At 40.8% G+C, this 20,345-nt stretch carries 25 protein-coding genes; 11 read left to right on the top strand and 14 right to left on the bottom strand.

Annotated elements, in window-relative coordinates; genetic code table 11:
- Positions 1-86: 86 nt before the first annotated feature.
- The gene (locus V7K41_RS18225) at positions 87-434 is read right to left on the bottom strand and encodes a clan AA aspartic protease (protein WP_334850356.1); all 348 of its coding nucleotides are present in this window, start codon (positions 432-434) and stop codon (positions 87-89) included.
- Positions 431-703 carry a hypothetical protein gene (locus tag V7K41_RS18220; RefSeq protein ID WP_334850354.1) on the bottom strand — a complete coding sequence of 91 codons (273 nt, stop codon included), beginning with the start codon at positions 701-703 and terminating at the stop codon, positions 431-433. The genes V7K41_RS18225 and V7K41_RS18220 overlap by 4 nt, the downstream gene beginning before the upstream one ends.
- A gap of 269 nt (positions 704-972) precedes the next feature.
- Here V7K41_RS18220 and V7K41_RS18215 point away from each other — a divergent pair, with 269 nt between their 5' ends.
- On the top strand, positions 973-1,542 hold the full coding sequence (locus V7K41_RS18215; RefSeq protein WP_334850352.1) for a CPBP family glutamic-type intramembrane protease: 570 nt from the start codon (positions 973-975) through the stop codon (positions 1,540-1,542).
- A 12-nt stretch (positions 1,543-1,554) separates the two neighbouring features.
- Here the strand turns inward: V7K41_RS18215 and V7K41_RS18210 are convergent, their stop codons facing one another.
- Positions 1,555-2,319, bottom strand: a complete 765-nt coding sequence (locus V7K41_RS18210) for a hypothetical protein (RefSeq protein ID WP_334850351.1) — start codon at positions 2,317-2,319, stop codon at positions 1,555-1,557.
- A 252-nt stretch (positions 2,320-2,571) separates the two neighbouring features.
- Here V7K41_RS18210 and V7K41_RS18205 point away from each other — a divergent pair, with 252 nt between their 5' ends.
- A complete protein-coding gene (locus V7K41_RS18205; protein WP_334850349.1) occupies positions 2,572-3,138 on the top strand; it encodes a lecithin retinol acyltransferase family protein in 567 nt (188 codons plus the stop codon).
- A 312-nt stretch (positions 3,139-3,450) separates the two neighbouring features.
- On the opposite strand, the gene V7K41_RS18200 is transcribed toward V7K41_RS18205, so the two are convergent.
- Together V7K41_RS18200 and V7K41_RS18195 are read right to left on the bottom strand one after the other, a co-directional pair.
- Complete coding sequence (locus V7K41_RS18200; RefSeq protein ID WP_334850364.1) at positions 3,451-3,582, bottom strand: PIN domain-containing protein; 132 nt, start codon at positions 3,580-3,582, stop codon at positions 3,451-3,453.
- A 323-nt stretch (positions 3,583-3,905) separates the two neighbouring features.
- The gene (locus tag V7K41_RS18195; RefSeq protein ID WP_334850347.1) at positions 3,906-4,187 is read right to left on the bottom strand and encodes a hypothetical protein; all 282 of its coding nucleotides are present in this window, start codon (positions 4,185-4,187) and stop codon (positions 3,906-3,908) included.
- Here V7K41_RS18195 and V7K41_RS18190 point away from each other — a divergent pair.
- A complete protein-coding gene (locus V7K41_RS18190; RefSeq protein ID WP_334850346.1) occupies positions 4,175-4,312 on the top strand; it encodes a hypothetical protein in 138 nt (45 codons plus the stop codon). The genes V7K41_RS18195 and V7K41_RS18190 overlap by 13 nt on opposite strands.
- Positions 4,313-4,420: 108 nt before the next feature.
- Here V7K41_RS18190 and V7K41_RS18185 read toward each other — a convergent pair whose 3' ends face one another.
- Positions 4,421-6,175, bottom strand: coding sequence for an N-acetylmuramoyl-L-alanine amidase (locus V7K41_RS18185; protein ID WP_334850344.1), 1,755 nt, complete (start codon positions 6,173-6,175; stop codon positions 4,421-4,423).
- A gap of 84 nt (positions 6,176-6,259) precedes the next feature.
- Here V7K41_RS18185 and V7K41_RS18180 point away from each other — a divergent pair, with 84 nt between their 5' ends.
- Both V7K41_RS18180 and V7K41_RS18175 read left to right on the top strand, forming a co-directional pair.
- Positions 6,260-7,894, top strand: a complete 1,635-nt coding sequence (locus V7K41_RS18180; protein ID WP_334850342.1) for a CTP synthase — start codon at positions 6,260-6,262, stop codon at positions 7,892-7,894.
- Positions 7,895-8,005: 111 nt separating this feature from the next.
- The gene (locus V7K41_RS18175; RefSeq protein ID WP_334850340.1) at positions 8,006-8,428 is read left to right on the top strand and encodes a hypothetical protein; all 423 of its coding nucleotides are present in this window, start codon (positions 8,006-8,008) and stop codon (positions 8,426-8,428) included.
- Between the two features lie 191 nt (positions 8,429-8,619).
- Here V7K41_RS18175 and V7K41_RS18170 read toward each other — a convergent pair whose 3' ends face one another.
- Positions 8,620-9,360 carry an ABC transporter substrate-binding protein gene (locus tag V7K41_RS18170; protein ID WP_334850338.1) on the bottom strand — a complete coding sequence of 247 codons (741 nt, stop codon included), beginning with the start codon at positions 9,358-9,360 and terminating at the stop codon, positions 8,620-8,622.
- Here V7K41_RS18170 and V7K41_RS18165 point away from each other — a divergent pair.
- Together V7K41_RS18165 and V7K41_RS18160 are read left to right on the top strand one after the other, a co-directional pair.
- A complete protein-coding gene (locus tag V7K41_RS18165) occupies positions 9,350-9,778 on the top strand; it encodes a helix-turn-helix domain-containing protein (protein WP_334850336.1) in 429 nt (142 codons plus the stop codon). The two genes, V7K41_RS18170 and V7K41_RS18165, sit on opposite strands and share 11 nt — an antisense overlap.
- Before the next feature lie 220 nt (positions 9,779-9,998).
- Positions 9,999-10,334: a transposase gene (locus tag V7K41_RS18160; protein WP_334850335.1), complete on the top strand. Its 336-nt coding sequence runs from the start codon at positions 9,999-10,001 to the stop codon at positions 10,332-10,334.
- On the opposite strand, the gene V7K41_RS18155 is transcribed toward V7K41_RS18160, so the two are convergent.
- The 5 genes from V7K41_RS18155 to V7K41_RS18135 form a co-directional block, all read right to left on the bottom strand.
- Positions 10,329-11,114, bottom strand: a complete 786-nt coding sequence (locus V7K41_RS18155) for an ABC transporter substrate-binding protein (RefSeq protein WP_334850333.1) — start codon at positions 11,112-11,114, stop codon at positions 10,329-10,331. The two genes, V7K41_RS18160 and V7K41_RS18155, sit on opposite strands and share 6 nt — an antisense overlap.
- 87 nt (positions 11,115-11,201) lie before the next feature.
- Positions 11,202-11,366 carry a hypothetical protein gene (locus tag V7K41_RS18150; protein WP_334850332.1) on the bottom strand — a complete coding sequence of 55 codons (165 nt, stop codon included), beginning with the start codon at positions 11,364-11,366 and terminating at the stop codon, positions 11,202-11,204.
- A gap of 466 nt (positions 11,367-11,832) precedes the next feature.
- Positions 11,833-12,735 carry an ROK family protein gene (locus tag V7K41_RS18145; RefSeq protein ID WP_334850330.1) on the bottom strand — a complete coding sequence of 301 codons (903 nt, stop codon included), beginning with the start codon at positions 12,733-12,735 and terminating at the stop codon, positions 11,833-11,835.
- Between the two features lie 201 nt (positions 12,736-12,936).
- Positions 12,937-13,146, bottom strand: a complete 210-nt coding sequence (locus V7K41_RS18140) for a hypothetical protein (RefSeq protein WP_334850362.1) — start codon at positions 13,144-13,146, stop codon at positions 12,937-12,939.
- A 79-nt stretch (positions 13,147-13,225) separates the two neighbouring features.
- Positions 13,226-14,122, bottom strand: coding sequence for an ABC transporter permease (locus V7K41_RS18135; RefSeq protein WP_334850328.1), 897 nt, complete (start codon positions 14,120-14,122; stop codon positions 13,226-13,228).
- A gap of 108 nt (positions 14,123-14,230) precedes the next feature.
- On the opposite strand from V7K41_RS18135, the gene V7K41_RS18130 reads away from it, so the two are divergent.
- The gene (locus V7K41_RS18130) at positions 14,231-14,635 is read left to right on the top strand and encodes a four helix bundle protein (RefSeq protein WP_334850326.1); all 405 of its coding nucleotides are present in this window, start codon (positions 14,231-14,233) and stop codon (positions 14,633-14,635) included.
- A gap of 100 nt (positions 14,636-14,735) precedes the next feature.
- Here the strand turns inward: V7K41_RS18130 and trxB are convergent, their stop codons facing one another.
- Together trxB and V7K41_RS18120 are read right to left on the bottom strand one after the other, a co-directional pair.
- Positions 14,736-16,106, bottom strand: a complete 1,371-nt coding sequence (trxB, locus tag V7K41_RS18125) for a thioredoxin-disulfide reductase (protein WP_334850324.1) — start codon at positions 16,104-16,106, stop codon at positions 14,736-14,738.
- A 142-nt stretch (positions 16,107-16,248) separates the two neighbouring features.
- Entirely contained in the window at positions 16,249-16,482 is a 234-nt protein-coding gene (locus V7K41_RS18120) for a hypothetical protein (protein ID WP_334850322.1), read from the bottom strand.
- A 62-nt stretch (positions 16,483-16,544) separates the two neighbouring features.
- On the opposite strand from V7K41_RS18120, the gene V7K41_RS18115 reads away from it, so the two are divergent.
- From V7K41_RS18115 to V7K41_RS18105, 3 genes are all read left to right on the top strand, one after another.
- On the top strand, positions 16,545-17,111 hold the full coding sequence (locus V7K41_RS18115) for a Uma2 family endonuclease (RefSeq protein WP_334850320.1): 567 nt from the start codon (positions 16,545-16,547) through the stop codon (positions 17,109-17,111).
- Positions 17,112-17,298: 187 nt separating this feature from the next.
- The gene (locus V7K41_RS18110) at positions 17,299-17,865 is read left to right on the top strand and encodes a type IV pilin-like G/H family protein (protein ID WP_334850318.1); all 567 of its coding nucleotides are present in this window, start codon (positions 17,299-17,301) and stop codon (positions 17,863-17,865) included.
- Between the two features lie 139 nt (positions 17,866-18,004).
- Positions 18,005-20,224, top strand: coding sequence for an O-linked N-acetylglucosamine transferase, SPINDLY family protein (locus V7K41_RS18105; protein ID WP_334850316.1), 2,220 nt, complete (start codon positions 18,005-18,007; stop codon positions 20,222-20,224).
- The last annotated feature ends 121 nt before the right edge of the window (positions 20,225-20,345 follow it).

The following is a 20,345-nucleotide window of genomic DNA, read 5'->3' as shown; positions in this document are numbered from 1 at the left end:
TAGCTATAGCAATTATTGATGGCATGGAAGCTAGAAGTTTAAAGGGTGGATATGACCTTGAGCGTCTTATATTTAATTGCGCCTAGCTACTTACCACCCTCACAAAAATCTATACTGAGATGATAATCTTCAAGCAGGGCAGTTCCAATAAGTGGACGACGACCCATTGCTAGCGCTGCAATATTACGCTCCACACCATTCCATATAACTGTTGTCAAATAAACATCGGTTTCCACACTGGAATTGTTAGCGAGGTTTGCGTTGATGTTGATGAGGTAGGGCAAGCCAAGAGCAGCAATGACAGAAGGCGGCAAGGTTAAGAACCCTTCAAACCCTGTATCAATAACACATTCTATTTCTACACCTGAACGTTCTGGGGGAAGAATAATCAGACTCGTTCTTGCCTGAAGTCCAACTACAGTCCCGTTTATCACTCTGCCGTCCTGAGCAATGTACCACCAACTGCATAAACGGCATCAAAACCAATTCTTTCTCCCCAAAGTGCTGCGTCGGTTTGCTTGGATCGTAATCGAAGACTTGTTTCGACTAAATCATCACCGATTTCGTAATCTCCTGTTTCAACATTAATCGAGATAATTTTGCTAATGTTCTCTTGTGTCTCAACTTTGGCACGGATACTTCTTTGATAGAGTTCCTTTCCACGTCGGGCGACTTCTTGGCTACTGAGCATAGGGTGGGACATAAATAAATCCCTTGTTTAAGCTCCTAGATTCTTCACTTCATTGTAAAACAGAAGCTACAGAGGTACTATCCCCCATATTAATGCCATTATAAGAGATAATACCCCCTGCCTATTCACGTAAATATGATCTCCTGTTGCCATAGTTTTAACTCTCCAATCTTACTTGTCCAACTGAAAATAATATAGCTAGATTAATTCCAGTAAGACTTATTATTTTATACTTCTATAATAAAGCAATCAGGCTTGCACAAATCTAATTTATACAAGTTATGGTGAATCAACTAAGTGAACTTAGTTCACTAATTAAATTTCGTTTAATAAATTCTGTTTCAACTTTTATAAACAGTAATGATTGGATATGGATAATTACACTTTTTATAATTTTTTCTTTAGTTGGTATACCACTAGGTTTCAAGCTTGGATTATTGAGATTTGAGATTGCTAAGATTTCTTGTAAAATTCTACTTCGTACAGCTTTAATCACTTTAATTATTCCTGTTGCAGCAGAAGAAGCGTTTTTTCGTGTTTTACTATTACCTAATAAGGTAGAACAAGCATCTTTAGTTACCAACTGGCTTTGGGGAAGTATTAGCTTAATACTATTTGTTGTTTACCACCCATTGAATGCTACTTTTTTCATTCGGAATGCAAGAGCAACATTCAACAGTTTTGCCTTCCTTACTTTAGCAGCAATTTTAGGTATTGTTTGCACTATTGCTTACTTAAAAAGTGGCTCTATCTATCCTCCTGTAATACTTCACTGGGTGTTTGTGTTAGGCTGGCTTATGGGCTTGGGGGGCTATAGAAGGCTGCATAATCAAGCTAGTAGTTCTGACTGAGGAAGACGACTATTATCCATTTATAAAAACTCTAATAAATCTGTTCATATTAGAGGATTTCGTCAAAGTTGCAATTTCATCTGATATATAAGGGATAAATTCGATCTCTAAAGCAGTACCAACAGACTTTAAATCTTCTGTATTAATTGTGATTCGATACAGCCCTCCAAAGACGGTGACTAATTCTGTGCTGGTATAAGCTTCTATCACTGCTGCATCTGAGTCGAATTCGATAACTCTTGCTCCTAAAAGTTTTAGTGTTTCCTGGCAGCAATTGATAGTGTTGTGAAAATCAGATTCTAGGAGTATAAAGGCTTTATTGAATAAGAAATGTCTTGCATCGCTAGGATCATTCCCCATTCTTCTATAAGCTTTTATGAACGCAATAAGGTAAAAACAATAAGAGGCAAAGTTTGCAATAACAAGTATATTTATTTTGAGTCCCCAAAATGCACCTATCACTCCAAAATTGCTAAGTGTAATGTACTTAAACCCAAAGCGATATAGTAACGTATTTATAAAGATAAAGAAAATACCTATAAAAAATAGAAAAATACCTATTAAAAAATTTCTTTTCACCTTTCTCCAGTTTTTGACATCCACTGGTTTTCGGACAATCTTTAAAACCCTTGGAGGCGGACTTTTTTTTTCTTGTACCAGACCCCTTAACTTTATAGCAGTATCAGTGAGGGCAGTCAGAGTAGGGGGAGTCGCAGCGATGAACGCAGCGATGATGCTTGCTATAGCTGTGATGTTGAGTTCAGTGCTAGCTGCCATTGCTTAAACAAGTCTTCCTTTATACGCCTTAATCTTGATTACATCACATCCTACTACACCAAAGGGAATTACTAGAATTTTGAAATGATATCAGTATTTCCGTGTCAGTAAGCTATTTGTTCAACTTATTGATTAAGAATCATGAAGATTTTCGCATTGAAAAAAGTAATAAAAATTTTTGACGACATACTTAGAAAAGTGGTAAGATTGTATACACGCACAAAATTATACCTTAAAGGTTATTTCTAGAATATGAAAAAAGGCGATCACATTTGGGTTAAAACTAAATGGACTGGTATTACACATCATGGAGTTTACTGTGGTGATGGTACAGTTATCCATTTCGATGGTCATGACAAGTTGAATGGTAATGCTAAGATTCGTAGGCACAGTCTTGAACGTTTCTCTCACCCTTTTCCAGTAAGTGAAATATCAGTATTCGAGCCATGTAATTCTAGTCTTGCTGATGAGATAGTACGAAAAGCAGAATCTTTCGTAGGAGAGTCAGGATACAATTTAGTATTGAGTAATTGTGAACATTTTGCTTCTTATTGCGTAAATGGTATTTGGAAAAGTAAGCAAGTAATAAATAAAGCAAATCAAACAAGTAAAAGCTTTCTTGACGGAGAAGCTCGCGCTCTAAGTAAACCAAACATTATTGAATTAGCAAGGAAAGCGGCAATGGGTCAGCAAGATCCGGCTAAAGCAGCAGTGGTATTTTTAGTCGCAGGACTAGGAGCAGCAGCAGCAGTAGCGTTATCACCTGCTATAGAAAAGGTTACTGAAATAGTTTCTGAAAGGAGCAACGCGAAAAAGTAAGGTGCTAAAATCTGGGACGTAAATAGCCTATTTCAGGATGCGATCGCAACTAAAATACTGTGATTGTTGAAAATTCAGCTATGTAATTAAGAATTAAAACCCGATCTCACAAAATCGTGTTGCTCCCGTTTCTCAACTGACTGTTTCTGAATCTGATTTTTGGGACATCAAAGCCACCTAATAAATAGGGATTGGAGCGATGCTTATTATGTCTGCATCTTAGCCCTTATATTGAGCAGAAACTAGCTAAAAAATAGCGATGTTAATTAAATTGGTACTTAATTTATTAGTTCAGCATCCTAGATAAAGCAATTAAATCCAGGATTCGACTGAAAAGCTGTAAATTTGCTGAATCCTAGTAAAGTCGCCGTCAGCAGAGACGAGAGTAATATTATGATAAATTGCTGTTGCGGCAATCCATAGATCGTTATCATCAAAACCGATATTCTGAATGCGGATATGGCGGCGTTTGTTTTTTTCTTTTGGGGCAAATTGACGAAAAATGCGGTTCTTCAGTTGACTATATATCTCAGCTATTTATTTATTGATCAGATAGATATCAATCTCTGTTAGGAATGCTTGAACCACTTGTAAATTCATCTCTCGACGCTCTGATTTTTCCGTCATGTAGAGCAACTCACCATAGCTAATGATGCTAATCCCAAAAGTATCTTGAGCATAGCTTTGAGCAGTTGCGACAACTTAAGGATTGTTGTTAATGAGATAACTACAATGATTAGTATCTAGCAAATATATAAATTATTGGCTTAAAACTTCGCTTTTGAGCGAGTTGTATGAAGAAATGCTAGGCACTCCTCTAGGTCGTCTCCATGCCAATTACCAGCAAATTTGAGCAAGTCTTGACCTGTAGAACCTCGTCGGATCACAGATTGAGAACGATCGCCACGTTGTTTGATTTCAGCGATCTTAGCAGCAAAATCTTCAGGTGGTTGTGCTAGGGTCTCATCCTCCAGAGGAGAATCGGGCAGAGTATGTGCTTGCTCTAAAGATGCCAGAATCGAAGCTCCAGTGGAAGGTGATTTGGTCACTTCTGATTGAGATAGAACTGTTTTCTGAAAAACAAGAAATGCTATATATTGCTCAACCTAAGTCAGTTGGTCATCTGGAAGTTGAGCAATCTGTTGTTGAAGTTGACAACGGCGGTCAAGGATAGTCATCGAACACCTCGCAGGAACAACTGAACTTCCATTTTACTAAATTGATACAGTAGCAATGCTTTTGACGATGATCGACTTCGTAAAGTCTAGTTGTACCTCCAAATTTATTTAACACTCCTAAACCACTCAGTAATCCCCTGAGCGATCGCATCAGCTGTTTTCTTCTGTTCTTCTGGGTTCACTATCTGCTCAAATTCATCAGGATTGCTCATAAAACCCAATTCCAGTAACACCGATGGTGCAGCTGTCGGACGCGTCAGCGCCAGGTTATCCCAAAACACACCATAAGAAGGTCTACCGATTTTTTTGACTACATAGTTGTGTAAAAACATTGCGAGGTTATGGGCTTGAGGTTGATACCAAAAAGCGGCAAATCCCTTGATTTTTTCGGCATCACCATCATCGGGTAGAGAATTGTGATGTATGGAAATAGCGATCGCAGATTCTTCTCGACTAATAATTCCCTGACGTTCTACTAGAGAAACCTCCTTATCATCCTCCCGTGTCATCACTACCGTTGCTCCTTCCTTCACCAACTCGTCGCGCAGCAACTTAGATACCACCAAATTTACATCTTTTTCTAAATATCCAGTTGGGCCACTGGCACCAGATTCTTTACCGCCATGCCCTGGATCTAGTACAATCTTGAAATTAGCTAAAAGCTGACGTCTTGTGTTCCCGATTTTAGGCGGATGACGCAAAACCAAAACCAGGGTTGTACCGTCGTATCTCAGCTTGTATCCCCACTGTTGAGCTTTTTTGAGGTTAAAGGTGTATTTTACTTGTCCTGGGGCTTCCTGTTGCCAGTCTAGGCGATAAATTAGGGGGTTATCATCCAGGCGAATTATGTCTGTTTGGGCAGTGGTATTGTAGAGAGTGAGAGCGAGAGTTTGCTCACTTTGTTGTACGCTCACGGGTACGGGAACTTGCAAAGGGAAAACTATCTCTGTCGCACTAGGAAGTTGACGGTATCCGACACTGCGAATTATTGTTTGTGGCGGAACTGCACCAGGTAGAATGCGGGTTTCTTTACTATTAATCCAAGCGCCATAATCTAGGCGCAACCATTCACCTTCCCTACCTGTAACTATTGCGCGTGTGCCTTTGGGCAATGGTGTGAGTCGAGAATAATCGGTGCTAGGGCCAGTACGAGCAACGCCTAACTCTACTGTAACCTCAGAAACTGGCAATTGAGCTCTTGAGAGGATTTCAATCTTACCAAATCCTGGTTGAGTTATCGTCTTGCCGTCAAGCGTCAGTTGAAATTGAGGTTTTCCCAGATCGGCGGCTGTTGCCACTGTAGTGCAACCTTGATAATTGCCTACGTTAGACTGGGCATGAGGCTGATTTTGCCCTGTCAAAGCTGCCAAATTACTTGGTAGTTCTGCCTGTTGAGGTTGGGGTAAAAGGGCAATAGTTTGATTAGCCAGGGTTACAGAGACATTAGCGTTAGGGGGTGCGATCGCGCCAAAACAAATTACTTCTCCTGGTAATCTGGCAATGTCAACTGCGGGAGTCAGGGAATCTTTCGCAAAGGCTACCCCCTGTGGTAGTTCAGGGCTAGTGTTAAGCCCGATCACCTTAATTTTAAGTTCTTGATTCTGGTAACGCACAGTAAAAAGATTCTCCCCCAACTGCAAGGGGAAACTAGGGGAAAAATGACCAGCTTTGCTGCGCTTAATTGGCTTACTATTGATCGAAACCTGACCATCTGGTGGTGCAGTGCCCAGAAAGAAGATTTTTTGGGCACTTGTCTGGTAGTTTGTCTGGGGAAAAATGACTATAAGAGATGGCTGTGCCAATGCTATGGAGGAGGAGAGAATAAAGCCTAATATTACTAGTCCTAAGAGGTTTTTCACAACAAATCACAGAAGATGACACCACAATAACTGTGGCACAATGACGGGATGTATTTTTAGAAGTCGTTAGAAATTCAAACTACTATGACTAAGTTTATCTTTGTTACTGGAGGCGTAGTTTCCAGTATTGGTAAGGGCATTGTAGCAGCAAGTCTAGGGCGTTTGCTCAAGTCGCGCAAATATTCGGTGTCGATTCTCAAACTCGACCCTTATATTAATATCGATCCTGGCACAATGAGTCCCTTTCAGCATGGGGAAGTATTCGTTACCCAAGATGGTGCGGAGACAGATTTGGACTTGGGGCATTACGAACGCTTTACCGATACCTCGATGTCGCGCTTAAATTGTGTGACTACTGGCTCGATTTACCAAGCAGTCATTAATAAAGAGCGTCGCGGAGACTACAATGGCGGTACTGTACAGGTAATTCCTCATATTACCAATGAAATTAAAGAGCGGATTCTGCGAGTTGCTAAAAGTACAAACCCTTCTGTAGTAATTACAGAAATCGGCGGGACGGTGGGAGATATTGAATCACTACCGTTTTTGGAAGCAATTCGCCAGTTCCGTAAAGAGGTGGGACGGCAGAATGTGCTGTATATGCACGTCACACTGGTGCCGTGGATTGCCTCTGCGGGTGAAATGAAAACTAAGCCGACACAGCATTCAGTTAAGGAACTGAGATCCATTGGTATTCAACCAGATATTTTAGTTTGTCGGAGCGATCGCCCCTTACCCAAGGGATTAAAGCAGAAATTATCGGGATTTTGTGATGTGCCGGAAGAATGCGTCATCACTTCCCAAGATGCCAAAAGTATCTATGAAGTCCCGCTAAATCTGGAACGGGAAGGAATGGCAGAACAAGTGCTGAACTTGCTGCAAATGGAACAACGTAAACCAGATTTGACGCAGTGGCAAACCCTGGTAAAAAGATTACATAGTCCCAAGCACGAGGTAGAAATTGCCATCGTTGGTAAATATGTGCAGTTAAGTGATGCCTACTTATCTGTAGTGGAAGCGTTGAACCATGCTGCAATCTCCACCTATGGCAAACTGCGTCTGCGTTGGGTAAACTCAGAAAATTTGGAAACTGAACCAGCCGAAAATTATCTTGAGGGTGTCGATGGCATAGTTGTGCCAGGAGGTTTCGGGGTTCGGGGAGTAGATGGCAAAATTGCCGCCATTAAATACGCCCGCGATCGCCAAATTCCCTTTTTGGGTTTATGCCTGGGTATGCAATGTTCTGTGATTGAATGGGCCAGAAACGTAGGAGGATTAACAGATGCCAATAGTGCTGAATTTGACCCTTACACAATTGATCCGGTAATAAATTTATTGCCAGAACAGCAGGAAGTTGTGGATTTAGGGGGTACAATGCGCTTAGGGCTATACCCTTGTCGTGTTCTTCCTGATACTTTAGCTTTTAAGCTCTATCAAGAAGATGTGATTTATGAACGACATCGACACCGCTATGAGTTCAACAATGCTTACCGCGATTTGTTGTTAAAGTCTGGCTATACGATTAGTGGTACTTCTCCCGATGGACGTTTAGTTGAAATTGTGGAATTACCCAAGCACCCATTTTTTCTTGCTTGCCAATTTCATCCAGAATTTCAATCACGCCCCAGTACACCTCATCCCTTGTTTAAAGGATTTATTCAAACAGCGATCGCTCTTTCTCTTTCGACATCTAGCACACCAACACCGTTGGAGGTGTGATCGCAATTCATAATTCATAATTCAAAATTAATTACAACATTAACTTAAGGCTTCAGCAGATTTGGACATCCAGGGTGCATCATTCATAAATTTCGGACTTGAGGAGATGTTGTGGCGTACTGGGTGAAAATCCTTTACGAGAGGAAAGAATATGTAGTAAATTTTGAACGTGTCCATGCTTTTTGTTATGAACTGAATGGCAGAGTTACTTTTTGGCTACCCGATAGTGCCATTCCCATAGTAATTAACCCACAAAGTAACCTGGAAGACTATCAAAAAATTCTTGATTATTTAGAATGTGTGACAGGATTAGAATTAGATTGTGCCTACTGGGTGAAAATAATTTACGAAAAAAATGAATATGTAATTAATCTCAACTGCATCAGTTCCTTTTGTCATGAACCGAACGGCAGGATAACTTTTTGGTTGCCAGATGGCACTATTCCTATTATCATCAACCCTGTGAGTAATCCTGAATCTTATGAAAAAGTTGTGAAATACGTTAAGAAAGCAACAGGATATTCTTTGTGTTGAAATTCCTGTGTAGTAGAACAAGGTAACAATAAAGTTGAAAATCAAATTTACTGTCTTCTCAATCTTAAAAAATGGTTTGTGGAAATTTTTGCTCAATTAGCCTAGCTATTGAATTATCTTTTTTGTAGAGTTATCTAAGAAAAAAATTGTAACTTTAGTAGTAAGGTGCTGACTTTAAAATTGCATATAGCTCACTGCCATTCGTCAAAAATTTGTTTTATCCGCTCAATTGCCATGTCTGCTGCTTCTGGAGATATGCTATTGACAACTATTCGATTGAGAGCCTTACCCCAAACATTCTCTTCTAAAACTAGGCTGTAAGCAGGGTTTTGAACAATATAAAATGGGCGAGTTAGACCTTTAGTCAGTGTTTGAGTTGCAGTGGAAAGATGAGGATCTGCTGGATTTGTCCAAAAAGGGTCTTGCCAAACAGGCTTCATTACTGGTAAATACCGACCTCCGGTAGTTTTGAGATAGTTTCCTATTATCTCAGGTTTAATTAAATACGTGAGAAATTCTTTGGCTACCTTCTGGTTTTTAGACTCGGCAAACAAAACTATTTCATTAATCGAGACTAAGTAGCGCATCGGTTTACCATTGGGTTTGTTCGGAAATTCTAGGATACCAAGCTTGTGACGATAGGTGTCAGAATCTTGGCGGACAGCAGCAGGAATCGAGAGCGAGGAGTTAGGCGTCATAACCACGCCACGATTGAGCAAGCTGCGATTATTGTCTGGATTTAACCAGTTTACTGCGTCTGGTGGTACGTAGCCCTGCTGGAAAAATTTCGCATACCACTCTAAGCTCTCAATAATACCTTGATGCACCTTAGGATCGTTGAGGAGAAGTTGACCCTTGGAGTCTAAAATTTGGACATTGTATGCGTCTAAAATCTGCTCAAATACAGCAGATTGCGAGTAAATGAGGTACACTTATATTGGTGTATTAACTGCGACAATGAAAGCTTACTCCATTGAGTTCCGGGAAAAAATTGTTAAAGCTTATGAGCAAGGGAACACCTCAATTAGAAAAGTAGCTGCCAGATTTGATATCAGCAAAAGTTTCGTACAAAAACTGATTGAGATGAAGAAAACTCAAGGTCATGTAAAACCAAAACAGCAGGGTGGTAGCATGAAAAGTGAATTGGATGGATATGAAACCCAGCTTGCTACTCTGGTTGAAAAATATCCAGATGCAACCCTAAGAGAATACTGCGAGTATTGGGGACAAACACATGGTAAATGGGTTAGTAACAGTAGTATGTGTCGTGCATTAAAAAAGCAGAAGCTGACACTAAAAAAAAGACTTTACGCAGTAGCCAAGCAGCGACAGAAAGAGTTCAAAAATTGAGATGTGACTATTGGGAAAAAGTCAAAAATATAGACCCTGAGAACCTAGTATTTTTAGATGAAATGGGCGTTCTACTTGGGTTAACAAGACCCAGTTCTCGGAGTACTCAAGGAACCAGAGTATATGATTTAAAACCATTTTATCGGGGAGCAAAGATTACAGTTATCGGGGCAGTTAGCCTAAAAGAAGTTTTAGCAGTAATGACAATAAAAATAGTTCGATGGACGGAAATGCCTTTGAAGTTTTTATAAAAGAATGCTTAGTCCCAAAGCTATGGTCGGGTGCAGTTGTTGTTATGGATAACGTTCCTGCCCATAAAATAGCTTCAATTGAAACTTTAATTCAATCATCTGGTGCAAATACTCTTAATTTGTCTCCTTACTCTCCTGACTTTAATCCAATTGAGCATTGGTGGTCACAACTGAAAGCTTTTTTACGTCAGTTTTCTCCTACAACAACAAAAATGGTGGATACGTTGATTGCAACTGCACTTGACTTGTTCAATCCTAAACATCTAAGAAATTGGTTTGCAAACTGCTGCTACTGTACCTCATAAACCTGAAATAGGCTGTAAGTAGTAGGTATCTGTTGACCCAGTGGAGAAAGGAAAGCCTAACCCGTAAATATTCTGTTTTTGCTGTGCGCGCAAATCATCCTGCACTTGTTTCCAAAACTCCCAGAAAGCATCCCACTCTTTAGGAATATCGCTTTGAGTTCGACCTACTTGCTCTAGCAAGTCTCGCCAGTAAAAGATGTGAATTGTTAATTGATTAATTGGGACTGCATAGTAGCTCGGCTTTTTATCAACGTTGTTATATAAACGAACTGCTTCCAGCACACCTTCAGAATAAATACTTTTGACTGGCTCAATTACATCAGAGACATCTGCCAGTTTACCTTCCCAGGCAAGACGTGGATACAGCTCCCTCTCAGCGCTGCTATTTATGACGAGATCGGGCGAATTACCTGCCTGAAGTGCCCTTTGAGTTTTTTGTGGCAACTCATCGTTAGTATAGAAAGTAAGTTTAATTTTGTTGCCGCTTTGTTTTTCCCAGTTACTAATGATCTTCTGGAGCGCTTCATCCTCTTCCAAAGTATAACCTTTATCTGACCAAATCTTCAGAACTTTACTGTTAATAGGAGACTCGGTGACTAAGGATTGGTTAGATTTTAAGATGTTAATGCAGGCAAGAATTATCAAGCTGAGTATCAATGCCACTAGTATGTAGCAATGGCTAGCTCTTATTAGCATTACAGTAAAAGTTTGCTTGACTTTTTGCTGATTCTTAAAGCCTTTAGCCATTGGACTGGCTTTGGTTCGGAATAACATACTCATTTTTTATGATTTTTGCCAGAAAAACATCTTTACTGCATCTTCTGACATTACATAGCGCTTATTTAAGTTTAAATAGTTGGTTTTCACTCACTTTTCACCATCAGTCAGAATTACTAACCCTCTTCTATCACTTTGGGGAAAGAAAAATAAATGTAGGTTGGGTTGAACAAAGTGAAACCCAACTTTTCTAAGGTCTTTGGGTATTGGGTTTCGTTCCTCAACCCAACCTACCTCTAAATTGATAAAAGTCATGAGAAATAAGGGTTTTAGATTTTTCTCTACCAATAGTGATTAAAGAGGGCTAAGTAAGTGGGCAAGAATAAAATAAACTATGTTACGTAATGTAAAATTAATTAAATTACCTCGTAGTAAGAGCTTCAGCAATAATCTAAACCTCTTTCCATTTCGTAAAGAGGTTTGGAGAGGGGTTTCAATAATAAGTCGCACATCGCGTTACTTAAGGAATGAGAACAAAACAAAATCCAGAATTTCTGTAGTTGAGGAATGAAATCGTACTACTGTGGCGATAAAAATTGAAGCCTTCGGTGCGTTAAGCTTTGCTCAACACACGCTACAAAATATGAGTGTTATTTAATCCGCAATCCTAAATTCTCTGTCTATTCTGTAAAAAAGTTGGTGTCTGTAGCAAGTTGCAAACCAAATTTTTTTTCTAATTCGTAAAGACTGATGTCTCTAGCTGGGGTTGTTTGAACCATAATTAAAATCTTGAATAGTTTTGCCATGCCAACTTTGCTGCACCTACTATCCCTGCAAAATTGCCTAACTCCGCTGGCAATATTTGTAAACCCGCTCGTGATAAAGGCTGCACTCGCTTCTCAATTTCTGCCTTCACACTTGGTAAGAAAAACTCAAAGCTGCCACTGATACCGCCACCAATCACGATCGCTTGTGGTGTGAGTACATAAATCAAACTCGTCAAACCAATTCCCAAATTAACGCCATATTCTTGCCAAAAAGTCAATGCTGCGGCATCTCCTTGTTGAGCAAGAAAACCCAATTCGATGGGTTCCTTGAGAGTGCGGCGGCGAATTGCAGTCGCACAGGCATATTGTTCCAAAGAACCTCGATTGCCACTATTACAAATTGGGCCATCAGGATTTAAGGAAATTAAACCCAATTCTCCAGCGGCTCCTTGATGTCCAATAAATAGTTTGCCATCAAGGATAATTGCGCCACCAACCCCAGTACCTAAAGTTAGCAGAATCAGATTTTGAAAGTGGCGACCGGCTCCTAGCCAAGCTTCTCCCAAAAGAGCGCAATTAGCATCATTAGCGATCGCAGTCGGTTTGCTAGTTTTAGCTTCCAACCAGTCTGCTAAAGGCACATCGATCCATCCAGGTAAGTTAATAGCGATTTTGGCAATGCGTCCTGCGGCATCGGATGGGCCAGGAGTACCAACACCAATAGCAACAGCTTGATTATCTGGATCGATTTGAGCGATCGCATCTACCAGCACCGCCAGCACAGCCTCCGGCGTTGTTGGTTGAGGAGATACCACAGTCAAAGATAAGAGACAAGTACCATCATCTGCAAAACGCCCCAGCTTAATTGCCGTTCCTCCGACATCAATGCCAATTACTTGAATTTTGTCATTTGTCATTTGTCATTTGTCATTTGTCATTTGTCATTGGGCATGGGGCATGGGGCATGGGGCATGGGGCATGGGGCATGGGGCATGGGGCATGGGGCATGGGGCATGGGGCATGGGGCATGGGGCATGGGGCATGGGCATGGGGCATGGGGCATTGGTAATTGGTGATACAGCTATTCCCTATTCCCTATTATTGGGCGCGAGTCGTTTTCACGCCCGATCTGTTCGCGCAGTGTCTCCGCTTGGCAGAAGACGCGCAGCTTTCAACTCCGAGTTCTGTAAATTAGCAAAAGTCGTGCTGCGGAAACTCGATTGCTCTTGCCAAGCTGTAATTGGCGCACCTCTTAAGATACCAGCAAGAGCAATGGAAAGGATAAACCCGCCAGTAGCGGCAGCAATTAACGTTAGATTATCTTTCATACAAATCTCTTTATTGTTATTTGTCATTTGTCCTTTGTCCTTTGTTCTTTACAAATGACTAATGACTAATGACCAATGATTACTGTCGGATTCTATTTTCTCTCCGTAATCGGGGATTGACAAATTCATTTAACCCTTCACCAAGTAGTGATAACCCTACCACCATAAATGTCATAGTTAAACCAGGGAAAAGCGTAGTCCACCAAATACCAGTAGGTAGAGCTTCTAGGGCTTGTTTTAAATCATGTCCCCATTCTGCCACTTCTTCGGGAAGTCCTAGCCCCAAAAAGCCTAAACCGCCCAACACCAAAATCGCATCAGCGGCATTGAGTGTAAATAGAACGGGTACGCTTTGAATGACGTTGAAAAACAGATAACGAGAAAGCACAACCCAAGTGGAAGCGCCCATTGCTTGAGCAGCTTCGATGAACACTTCAGTTTTCACGCTGACGGTGTGGTTGCGAACAACGCGGTAATATTGGGGGATGTAGGCAATGCTAATAGCGATCGCTGCATTTAATATCCCACGCCCCACCACAAACGCCAGTGTTACAGACAGCAGTAGCCCCGGTAGAGTGTAGATGCTATCCATAATAAATAGCAACACTTTATCCAATTTACCGCCGAGATAACCACTCAGCATCCCCAAAGGCACACCGATAATCATACTCAACGCTGTTGCCAAAATCACCACCTGCAAAGCAGCTTGAGCGCCAAACAATGTTCGGGAGTAGACATCATAACCCAGGCGACTAGTACCAAACCAATGTTTAGCTGAGGGTGGCTCGTGAATTGGATTAGAGAGAAAATCTTTAGGGTTTTGCAGCCATCCCCAAGCCTGGAATACAGGAGCGAAGAATGCCAGGAAAACGAAAAATAGGGTAATGGCTAACCCAATGAACATGAGTTTTTGGGAAAGATTGAGACTTTTGCCAAACTGTAAAAATGTCGGTAGTCGCCGTTTTGTAATGGCCATAAAGCGATCGCCTGGATCGAACAAGATACGCTGACTATTTTACATATTAGGGACTGGGTATTTGGTAAAAATGTCCCATAAAATTGAGGGACTTTAGATTGGGATGATATGCAAGATAGAGGCTTTGAGTCTTTATACTTCTACCAAGATAGCCTCAAGCTGCTAAAAGCGGCTTATCGATTAGCCAATAGTTTGCCGGGTTGTGAGCGTTACAATTTGAGCGATCAATTACGAAGAGCAGCTTGCAGCGTTTTACTGAACATAGCTGAGGGCTATGGACGCTATCACTATTTAGATAGATTGCGTTTTATGTACATTGTTCGCGGCTCATTGACTGAAACCAAAAGCGCTTTCATTATTGCTGAGAGCTTGGGCTACTCCAACACAGAACAATTAAACTGGGTCAGTCAGCTTAAAGACCGGATTGAAAAAGGTCTTAACGGTTACTGTCGTTTTATTCGTTCCCAACAGCAGGGTAAAGAAGAGTACGGTACTCGACTGGGTGATTGGTGATTGGGGATTGGGGATTAGCAGTTAAAAGAATTATTTCCCAGTCCCCAGTCCCTAGTCCCCAATCCCCAGTCCCTAGTCCCCAGTCCCCAGTCCCCAGTCCCTAAAGACTACTTTCAATTAACTGACGGTATTCGCTCTTTTGCTTCACGCCTTTGACTTCCTTCACCAGTTCCTTGTTTTTGAACAATTGAACCGTTGGTGTTCCAGTCACACCAGCATTTTCAGCAATATCTCGGTCTTTGTCGATGTCAATTTCTATAAAGTGAATTTTGCTGTCAAATTCATCCACCACTTTATTCAAAATTGGCTTCAGGGTATGACAAGGGCCACAACCAGGAGATACGTATTTAACAAGGAGTAAGCGATCGCTTTCATGGAACAATTTCCGTAAAGCATAACCTCCTTCATGGCGTGTCCCATCCAAATTAAATCCAGCTTCTTCCTCAGCTTCAGTCTTTTTGGCTGGCTGATGTTCTAATTCATTAACTGCTGTTTCTGGCTGTTGATGGAATTCTTGAATCAAGCCAGTGGATGACAACCAACGTTCTGCTAACATCGCCGCCATACAGCCAGTACCCGCAGCCGTAATTGCTTGTCGAAACTCATGATCTTGTACGTCGCCAGCAGCAAAAACGCCTTCTACACTGGTTTCTACAGAACCGTATTTGGTGACAACGTAACCTATCTCATCCAGTTCTAGCTGACCTTTAAATAAAGAGGTATTGGGAGTATGACCAACCGCGTAAAATAAACCTTTAGCGTGCAATTGGCTCTCTTCACCAGTTTTGGTATTGCGGACTTTCACCCCTTCCATGTGACCATTACCGTAGATATCCACGGCTTCTGTGTTCCAATGCACTTGGATTTTCGGGTTGTTCAAAACGCGGTCTTGCATGGCTTTAGAAGCCCGCATTTTATCGGTACGTACCAACATATTTACCTTGGAACCATACTTGGTAAGATAAATTGACTCTTCAGCCGCCGAGTCTCCAGCACCAATTACAGCCAATTCTGCCCCGTGAAAAATTGGTGTAGCACCATCGCAAATCGCACAAGCGGAAATACCCCGACTCCAAAATTCGTGTTCGTTGGGTAAACCCAAACGCTTTGCTGTTGCACCAGTAGCAATGACGATGCTGTTGGTTTTTATTTCCCTTTCTTGCGATCGCACTATAAATGGACGCTGACTCAAGTCAACTGAGATAACATCTTCAGTATATAGTTCAGCTCCCCAGCGCTCCGCCTGCGCCTTCATCTGATCCATTAGTTCCGGCCCGGTAATTCCTTTAGGAAATCCTGGAAAATTCTCAACTTCTGTCGTTGTCATTAATTGCCCACCAGGTAATCCCCCGGCTTGGAAACCTTCAAATACAACGGGTTTCAGGTTAGCGCGTCCAGCATAGATGGCAGATGTGTACCCTGCTGGCCCAGAACCGATAATTACCAAGTTTTCTACTGTAGGGTTAGTCATGAAAATATACGAACTCATAACGACTACGTTTAATATAGCATAACAAATTGCGATCGGCTATGCCAGATGGGAAGCGATCGCAAAATGCCTACGGTACTATGCGCTCAACACTTGGCAAACATCCTCTTAACTGCTAAGACTGTTATTGGAGATATTTCCTGATAACTTCAACATCTATTTCTAGCAATTCTGCTATTTCTTGAATACTCATACCTTTATCACTAAGTTTTGGCGCTAATTTCAATCTACTCTTTTCCAAGATGCTCTTGTATAATCGAGTATTTACGAATTCATCTAAATCAAGCATGGCTTCAATTTCCTCTAAACCAAGATTGGGAAACTGGCAAACTATACAGGCGTTTTTATTTGGATACAATACATTGTAGCTTTGTAGGTTAAGGTACATATGATAGAGATAAAAGCGTTATTTAGTGTATTATGTCCTTTGCGATTACAGACTTAGAGCAGCTACAAACCGAGCATCCAGAATGGCAGATGGAGCTGGTAGAAGGTAAAATCATAGTTATGGGGCCATCAGATTACGAGTCAGAGGAAATTGGCACTCGATTGAGTACCTTCTTGAATATCTGGGTTATGTCGCGCAAACTTGGGCGAGTGACTGGCTCTAGCGCAGGCTTCATATTACCTAAAATAGAAGAAGGCGACTTGGAAAGAAGAAATCTGCGTGCCCCTGATGTGTCTTTTGTTCGGGCTGACCGATTGAAAAAGACCAAGCGCGACTTTGTAGAGTTAGTTCCAGACTTGATGGTTGAGATTAAATCTAAAAGCGACAGAATTAAACCACTTGAAGAGAAGATTGAGCTATTCTTGCAACTTGGGTCTACAGTCGGCATATTGATTGACCCTGATAAATTGACAGTAACGGTTTACCGACTAAACCAAGCCCCAGTGGTGATGCAGAATGGCGACACGCTCACACTACCAGACTTGCTACCAGGTTGGGAACTGGCGGTATCAGAACTGTGGCCACCTGAGTTTGAATAAGGCATTTCCACAATCGAAGTTGAGAATCTAGCCCTTGGTCTACACCAGGGACTTTTGGATGCAAGGATTCTGGATTGTGTAACCGGATTTCGCCAAACTTTTTTTCTGAAGGTGATAGGAAAGCGATCGCAGTTGGGTAAGTTACATCTAGAACACCCAAGCAACCCCTACCCCTGGGAAAACACTTATGAAAACCGAATTAAAAGCCAAATTTCTCCAACACATCCTCGACAAAAAGAAAGGAGATGAGGGTTTTACACTTATTGAATTACTAGTAGTAATTATCATCATCGGTATTTTGTCTGCGATCGCCCTACCTTCTTTCCTTAACCAAGCTAACAAAGCCAAGCAGTCAGAAGCTAAAACTTATACAGGTTCAATGAACCGCGCGCAGCAAGCTTATTACTTAGAAAATACTACATTTACAGATTCAATTGGTGCTTTAGGTCTTGGTATTGCAACACAAACTGTAAATTACGAATACTCGGCTGTCTTGCTGTCGGGCAGTACTAGTGTAGTAAGCAACCAAGCAAAAGTAAGAGTTACCACTGCACCTCTCAAAAGCTATATTGGTATTGTAGAGGTGACAAACCAAGCTGCTACCAGTGAAGCTACTACCGTGGCTGTTTTGTGTGAAGGTAAAAATGCTATGGTTAACGGTGGTAAAAATGCAGATCAAGCTACAGTTGCCTACACCGCTGGAGCACCTGTTTGTCCCAACGCCAACACCGACTTCGTATCTTTAGCTAAGTAACTAACCAAGGACAAAGAGTATATAAATTGTCTCTCAACTAGATGTTTTCCAAAGTGGGTAGATGCTTCTATCCACTTTATTTCTGTTATGTGAGTTGTTCACAAGTATATTTCTCATAAAATTTTCTCAGAGAATTACAATGATTACAGATATATATAATTGGCAAAACCAAGCGGAACAATACTTCATTCAAGAAAAATATTCACAAGCAGCACAGTTATATGAACAAGCAATAGCGATAGAACCAAATGCTATTTCTTATTATTGGCATTTAGGGTTACTATTACTGTTACAAGGGCAAGAAGCAGAAGCTCAAATGACTTGGATGCTGCCCATGACAGAGGCAGATGAAGAACAGTTACAAATGTGGACAGATGAACTATTTCAAGTTTTGCAAATAGAAGCTGAAAGACGTGCAACACTGGGTAAATATTCTGTAGCTTGGTTAATTCGTCAGCATATACGAGAAATTAATCCTAGTGATATCAATAATTTGCTTCAAATTCTTCTTCTTTCTATCAAATTAGAAAAATTTGAAGAAATTAATGATTTAAATGAATGGGGATTAATTGAAAGCTTAAACGCAAAAGAAAATATAGAAATTAATTCTGAATTATTAATCCAAGTTTTAAAAGAGTTTTTAAATACTGTTCCCTTACATCCAATTAATTTAAATTTAATAGAAGCTAGTCTTCCTTATTTCTCTGATACTCATCAATGCTTCTGTATACTGCTCCCTGCTGCTATCCAACTTGGTCATACTTTGCGGCAGCCTTTACTAGCAGCATTTCTACTAGAATTGCATTTACGATTGGAACCAGATAATGTAGAAATTTTGCGGCATTTAGCAACTTTTTATCAAGATGCTCGTAATTATTCTCAAGGTATAGAAACAGCTAGGTTATGTTATTCCCTATCAGAAGGTTTGGCTGATAAAATTTTTGCGCTCCATCTGCTGTTAAGGGGTCTAATGTCAGCAGGGGGATATTGGCAAGAGATATGTACAACTTGCCAAGAATTAGAAACTGCATATAAACAGTTTATTGAAGCTCAACCAATTCCTTTAGAAGAAGGAAGAATATTACGGTTACTTACGCCAGCTTTTGCGATACCTCATATTAAAGATGCTCCTGCTGAATTTCGATCTATTCATAATAAGATAGCCGGTATTTTTAATAATTATATTCAAGCCTTTGCACAATCACAACAAAAAAACTATAACCACAAAGTTCTTAATCATCAATTTTTAAAACACAATGCAAATAAATTAAAAATTGGTTATATATCTTACGCTTTAAGAAATCATTCTGTTGGTTGGCTAGCTCGCTGGTTATTTGAACATCATGATCGAGATAAATTTGATATTCATACCTATTTTGTGAACTATAAATCAGTAGATGATTTCCTACGGGATTGGTATGTACAAAAGGCAGGCAATGCTCATAAATTAGGCATGGATGGTCTAGAAATTGCTGACCAGATATATCAAGATGAAATTGATATTTTAATTGACCTTGATAGCATTACTCTAGATATTACCAGTGAAGTGATGGCACTCAAGCCAGCCCCAATTCAAGTTACTTGGCTGGGGTGGGATGCATCAGGCATACCTGGAATTGATTACTTTATCGCAGATCCTTATGTACTGCCAAATGATGCACAAGATTATTATACAGAGAAAATCTGGCGATTACCCCAAACTTACATAGCAGTAGATGGTTTTGAAGTTGGTGTACCCACTCTCCGCCGCAATGACTTGGATATTCCTATGGATGCCGTTGTATATCTCAGCGCCCAAAGAGGATATAAACGTCATCCAGAAACAACAAAGTGGCAAATGCAAATTATCAAACAAGTACCTAACAGCTACTTTTTAATTAAGGGACCTGCTGAAGAGGAAACAATTAAACGTTTCTTTTACCAAATTGCCGAAGAAGAAGGTGTAGATTGTTCTCGGTTACGATTTTTACCACAAGTTTATTTAGAGTCAGTTCATCGTGCTAATTTAGGCATTGCTGATATTGTATTAGATACATTTCCCTACAACGGAGCGACAACAACTTTAGAAACATTGTGGATGGGTATCCCGTTAGTGACACGAGTTGGCGAACAGTTTGCAGCGCGTAACAGCTACACCATGATGATGAATGCGGGTATAACAGAAGGCATAGCCTGGACAGATGAAGAGTATATAGAATGGGGTGTGCGTTTGGGGAAAGATGAGGCTTTACGCCAGCAGGTGGCTTTGAAGCTGAAAGCATCGCGGCAAACAGCCCCGTTGTGGAATGGCAAACAGTTTACCCGTCAGATGGAAAAGGCTTACGAGGAGATGTGGCAAAGGTATATTGAGGGAAAATAAGCTTGTAGTGAGCGCTTAAGCGCTCAAAATAACGTCTTACACCAATTTCCAGGTAAATAAACGAACCACAGATTACCGTAACTTTAAGAAAGTACGGGGGTAGGGACACACAGATGTGCGC

The organism is Nostoc sp., assembly GCF_036917415.1.
Taxonomy (GTDB): domain Bacteria; phylum Cyanobacteriota; class Cyanobacteriia; order Cyanobacteriales; family Nostocaceae; genus Nostoc.
The sequence above is the reverse complement of the archived record's forward strand: the minus strand, read 5'-3'. Positions and strand labels throughout refer to the sequence as shown.

Coding starts and splice junctions, on each gene's coding strand:
- V7K41_RS18220 (WP_334850354.1), bottom strand. CDS start 703: ATGTCCCACCCTATGCTCAGTAGCCAAGAAGTCGCCCGACGTGGAAAG.
- V7K41_RS18215 (WP_334850352.1), top strand. CDS start 973: ATGGTGAATCAACTAAGTGAACTTAGTTCACTAATTAAATTTCGTTTA.
- V7K41_RS18210 (WP_334850351.1), bottom strand. CDS start 2,319: ATGGCAGCTAGCACTGAACTCAACATCACAGCTATAGCAAGCATCATC.
- V7K41_RS18205 (WP_334850349.1), top strand. CDS start 2,572: ATGAAAAAAGGCGATCACATTTGGGTTAAAACTAAATGGACTGGTATT.
- V7K41_RS18180 (WP_334850342.1), top strand. CDS start 6,260: ATGACTAAGTTTATCTTTGTTACTGGAGGCGTAGTTTCCAGTATTGGT.
- V7K41_RS18165 (WP_334850336.1), top strand. CDS start 9,350: ATGAGGTACACTTATATTGGTGTATTAACTGCGACAATGAAAGCTTAC.
- V7K41_RS18160 (WP_334850335.1), top strand. CDS start 9,999: ATGGACGGAAATGCCTTTGAAGTTTTTATAAAAGAATGCTTAGTCCCA.
- V7K41_RS18155 (WP_334850333.1), bottom strand. CDS start 11,114: ATGAGTATGTTATTCCGAACCAAAGCCAGTCCAATGGCTAAAGGCTTT.
- V7K41_RS18150 (WP_334850332.1), bottom strand. CDS start 11,366: ATGACTTTTATCAATTTAGAGGTAGGTTGGGTTGAGGAACGAAACCCA.
- V7K41_RS18145 (WP_334850330.1), bottom strand. CDS start 12,735: ATGACAAATGACAAAATTCAAGTAATTGGCATTGATGTCGGAGGAACG.
- V7K41_RS18140 (WP_334850362.1), bottom strand. CDS start 13,146: ATGAAAGATAATCTAACGTTAATTGCTGCCGCTACTGGCGGGTTTATC.
- V7K41_RS18135 (WP_334850328.1), bottom strand. CDS start 14,122: ATGGCCATTACAAAACGGCGACTACCGACATTTTTACAGTTTGGCAAA.
- V7K41_RS18130 (WP_334850326.1), top strand. CDS start 14,231: ATGCAAGATAGAGGCTTTGAGTCTTTATACTTCTACCAAGATAGCCTC.
- trxB (WP_334850324.1), bottom strand. CDS start 16,106: ATGACTAACCCTACAGTAGAAAACTTGGTAATTATCGGTTCTGGGCCA.
- V7K41_RS18115 (WP_334850320.1), top strand. CDS start 16,545: ATGTCCTTTGCGATTACAGACTTAGAGCAGCTACAAACCGAGCATCCA.
- V7K41_RS18110 (WP_334850318.1), top strand. CDS start 17,299: ATGAAAACCGAATTAAAAGCCAAATTTCTCCAACACATCCTCGACAAA.
- V7K41_RS18105 (WP_334850316.1), top strand. CDS start 18,005: ATGATTACAGATATATATAATTGGCAAAACCAAGCGGAACAATACTTC.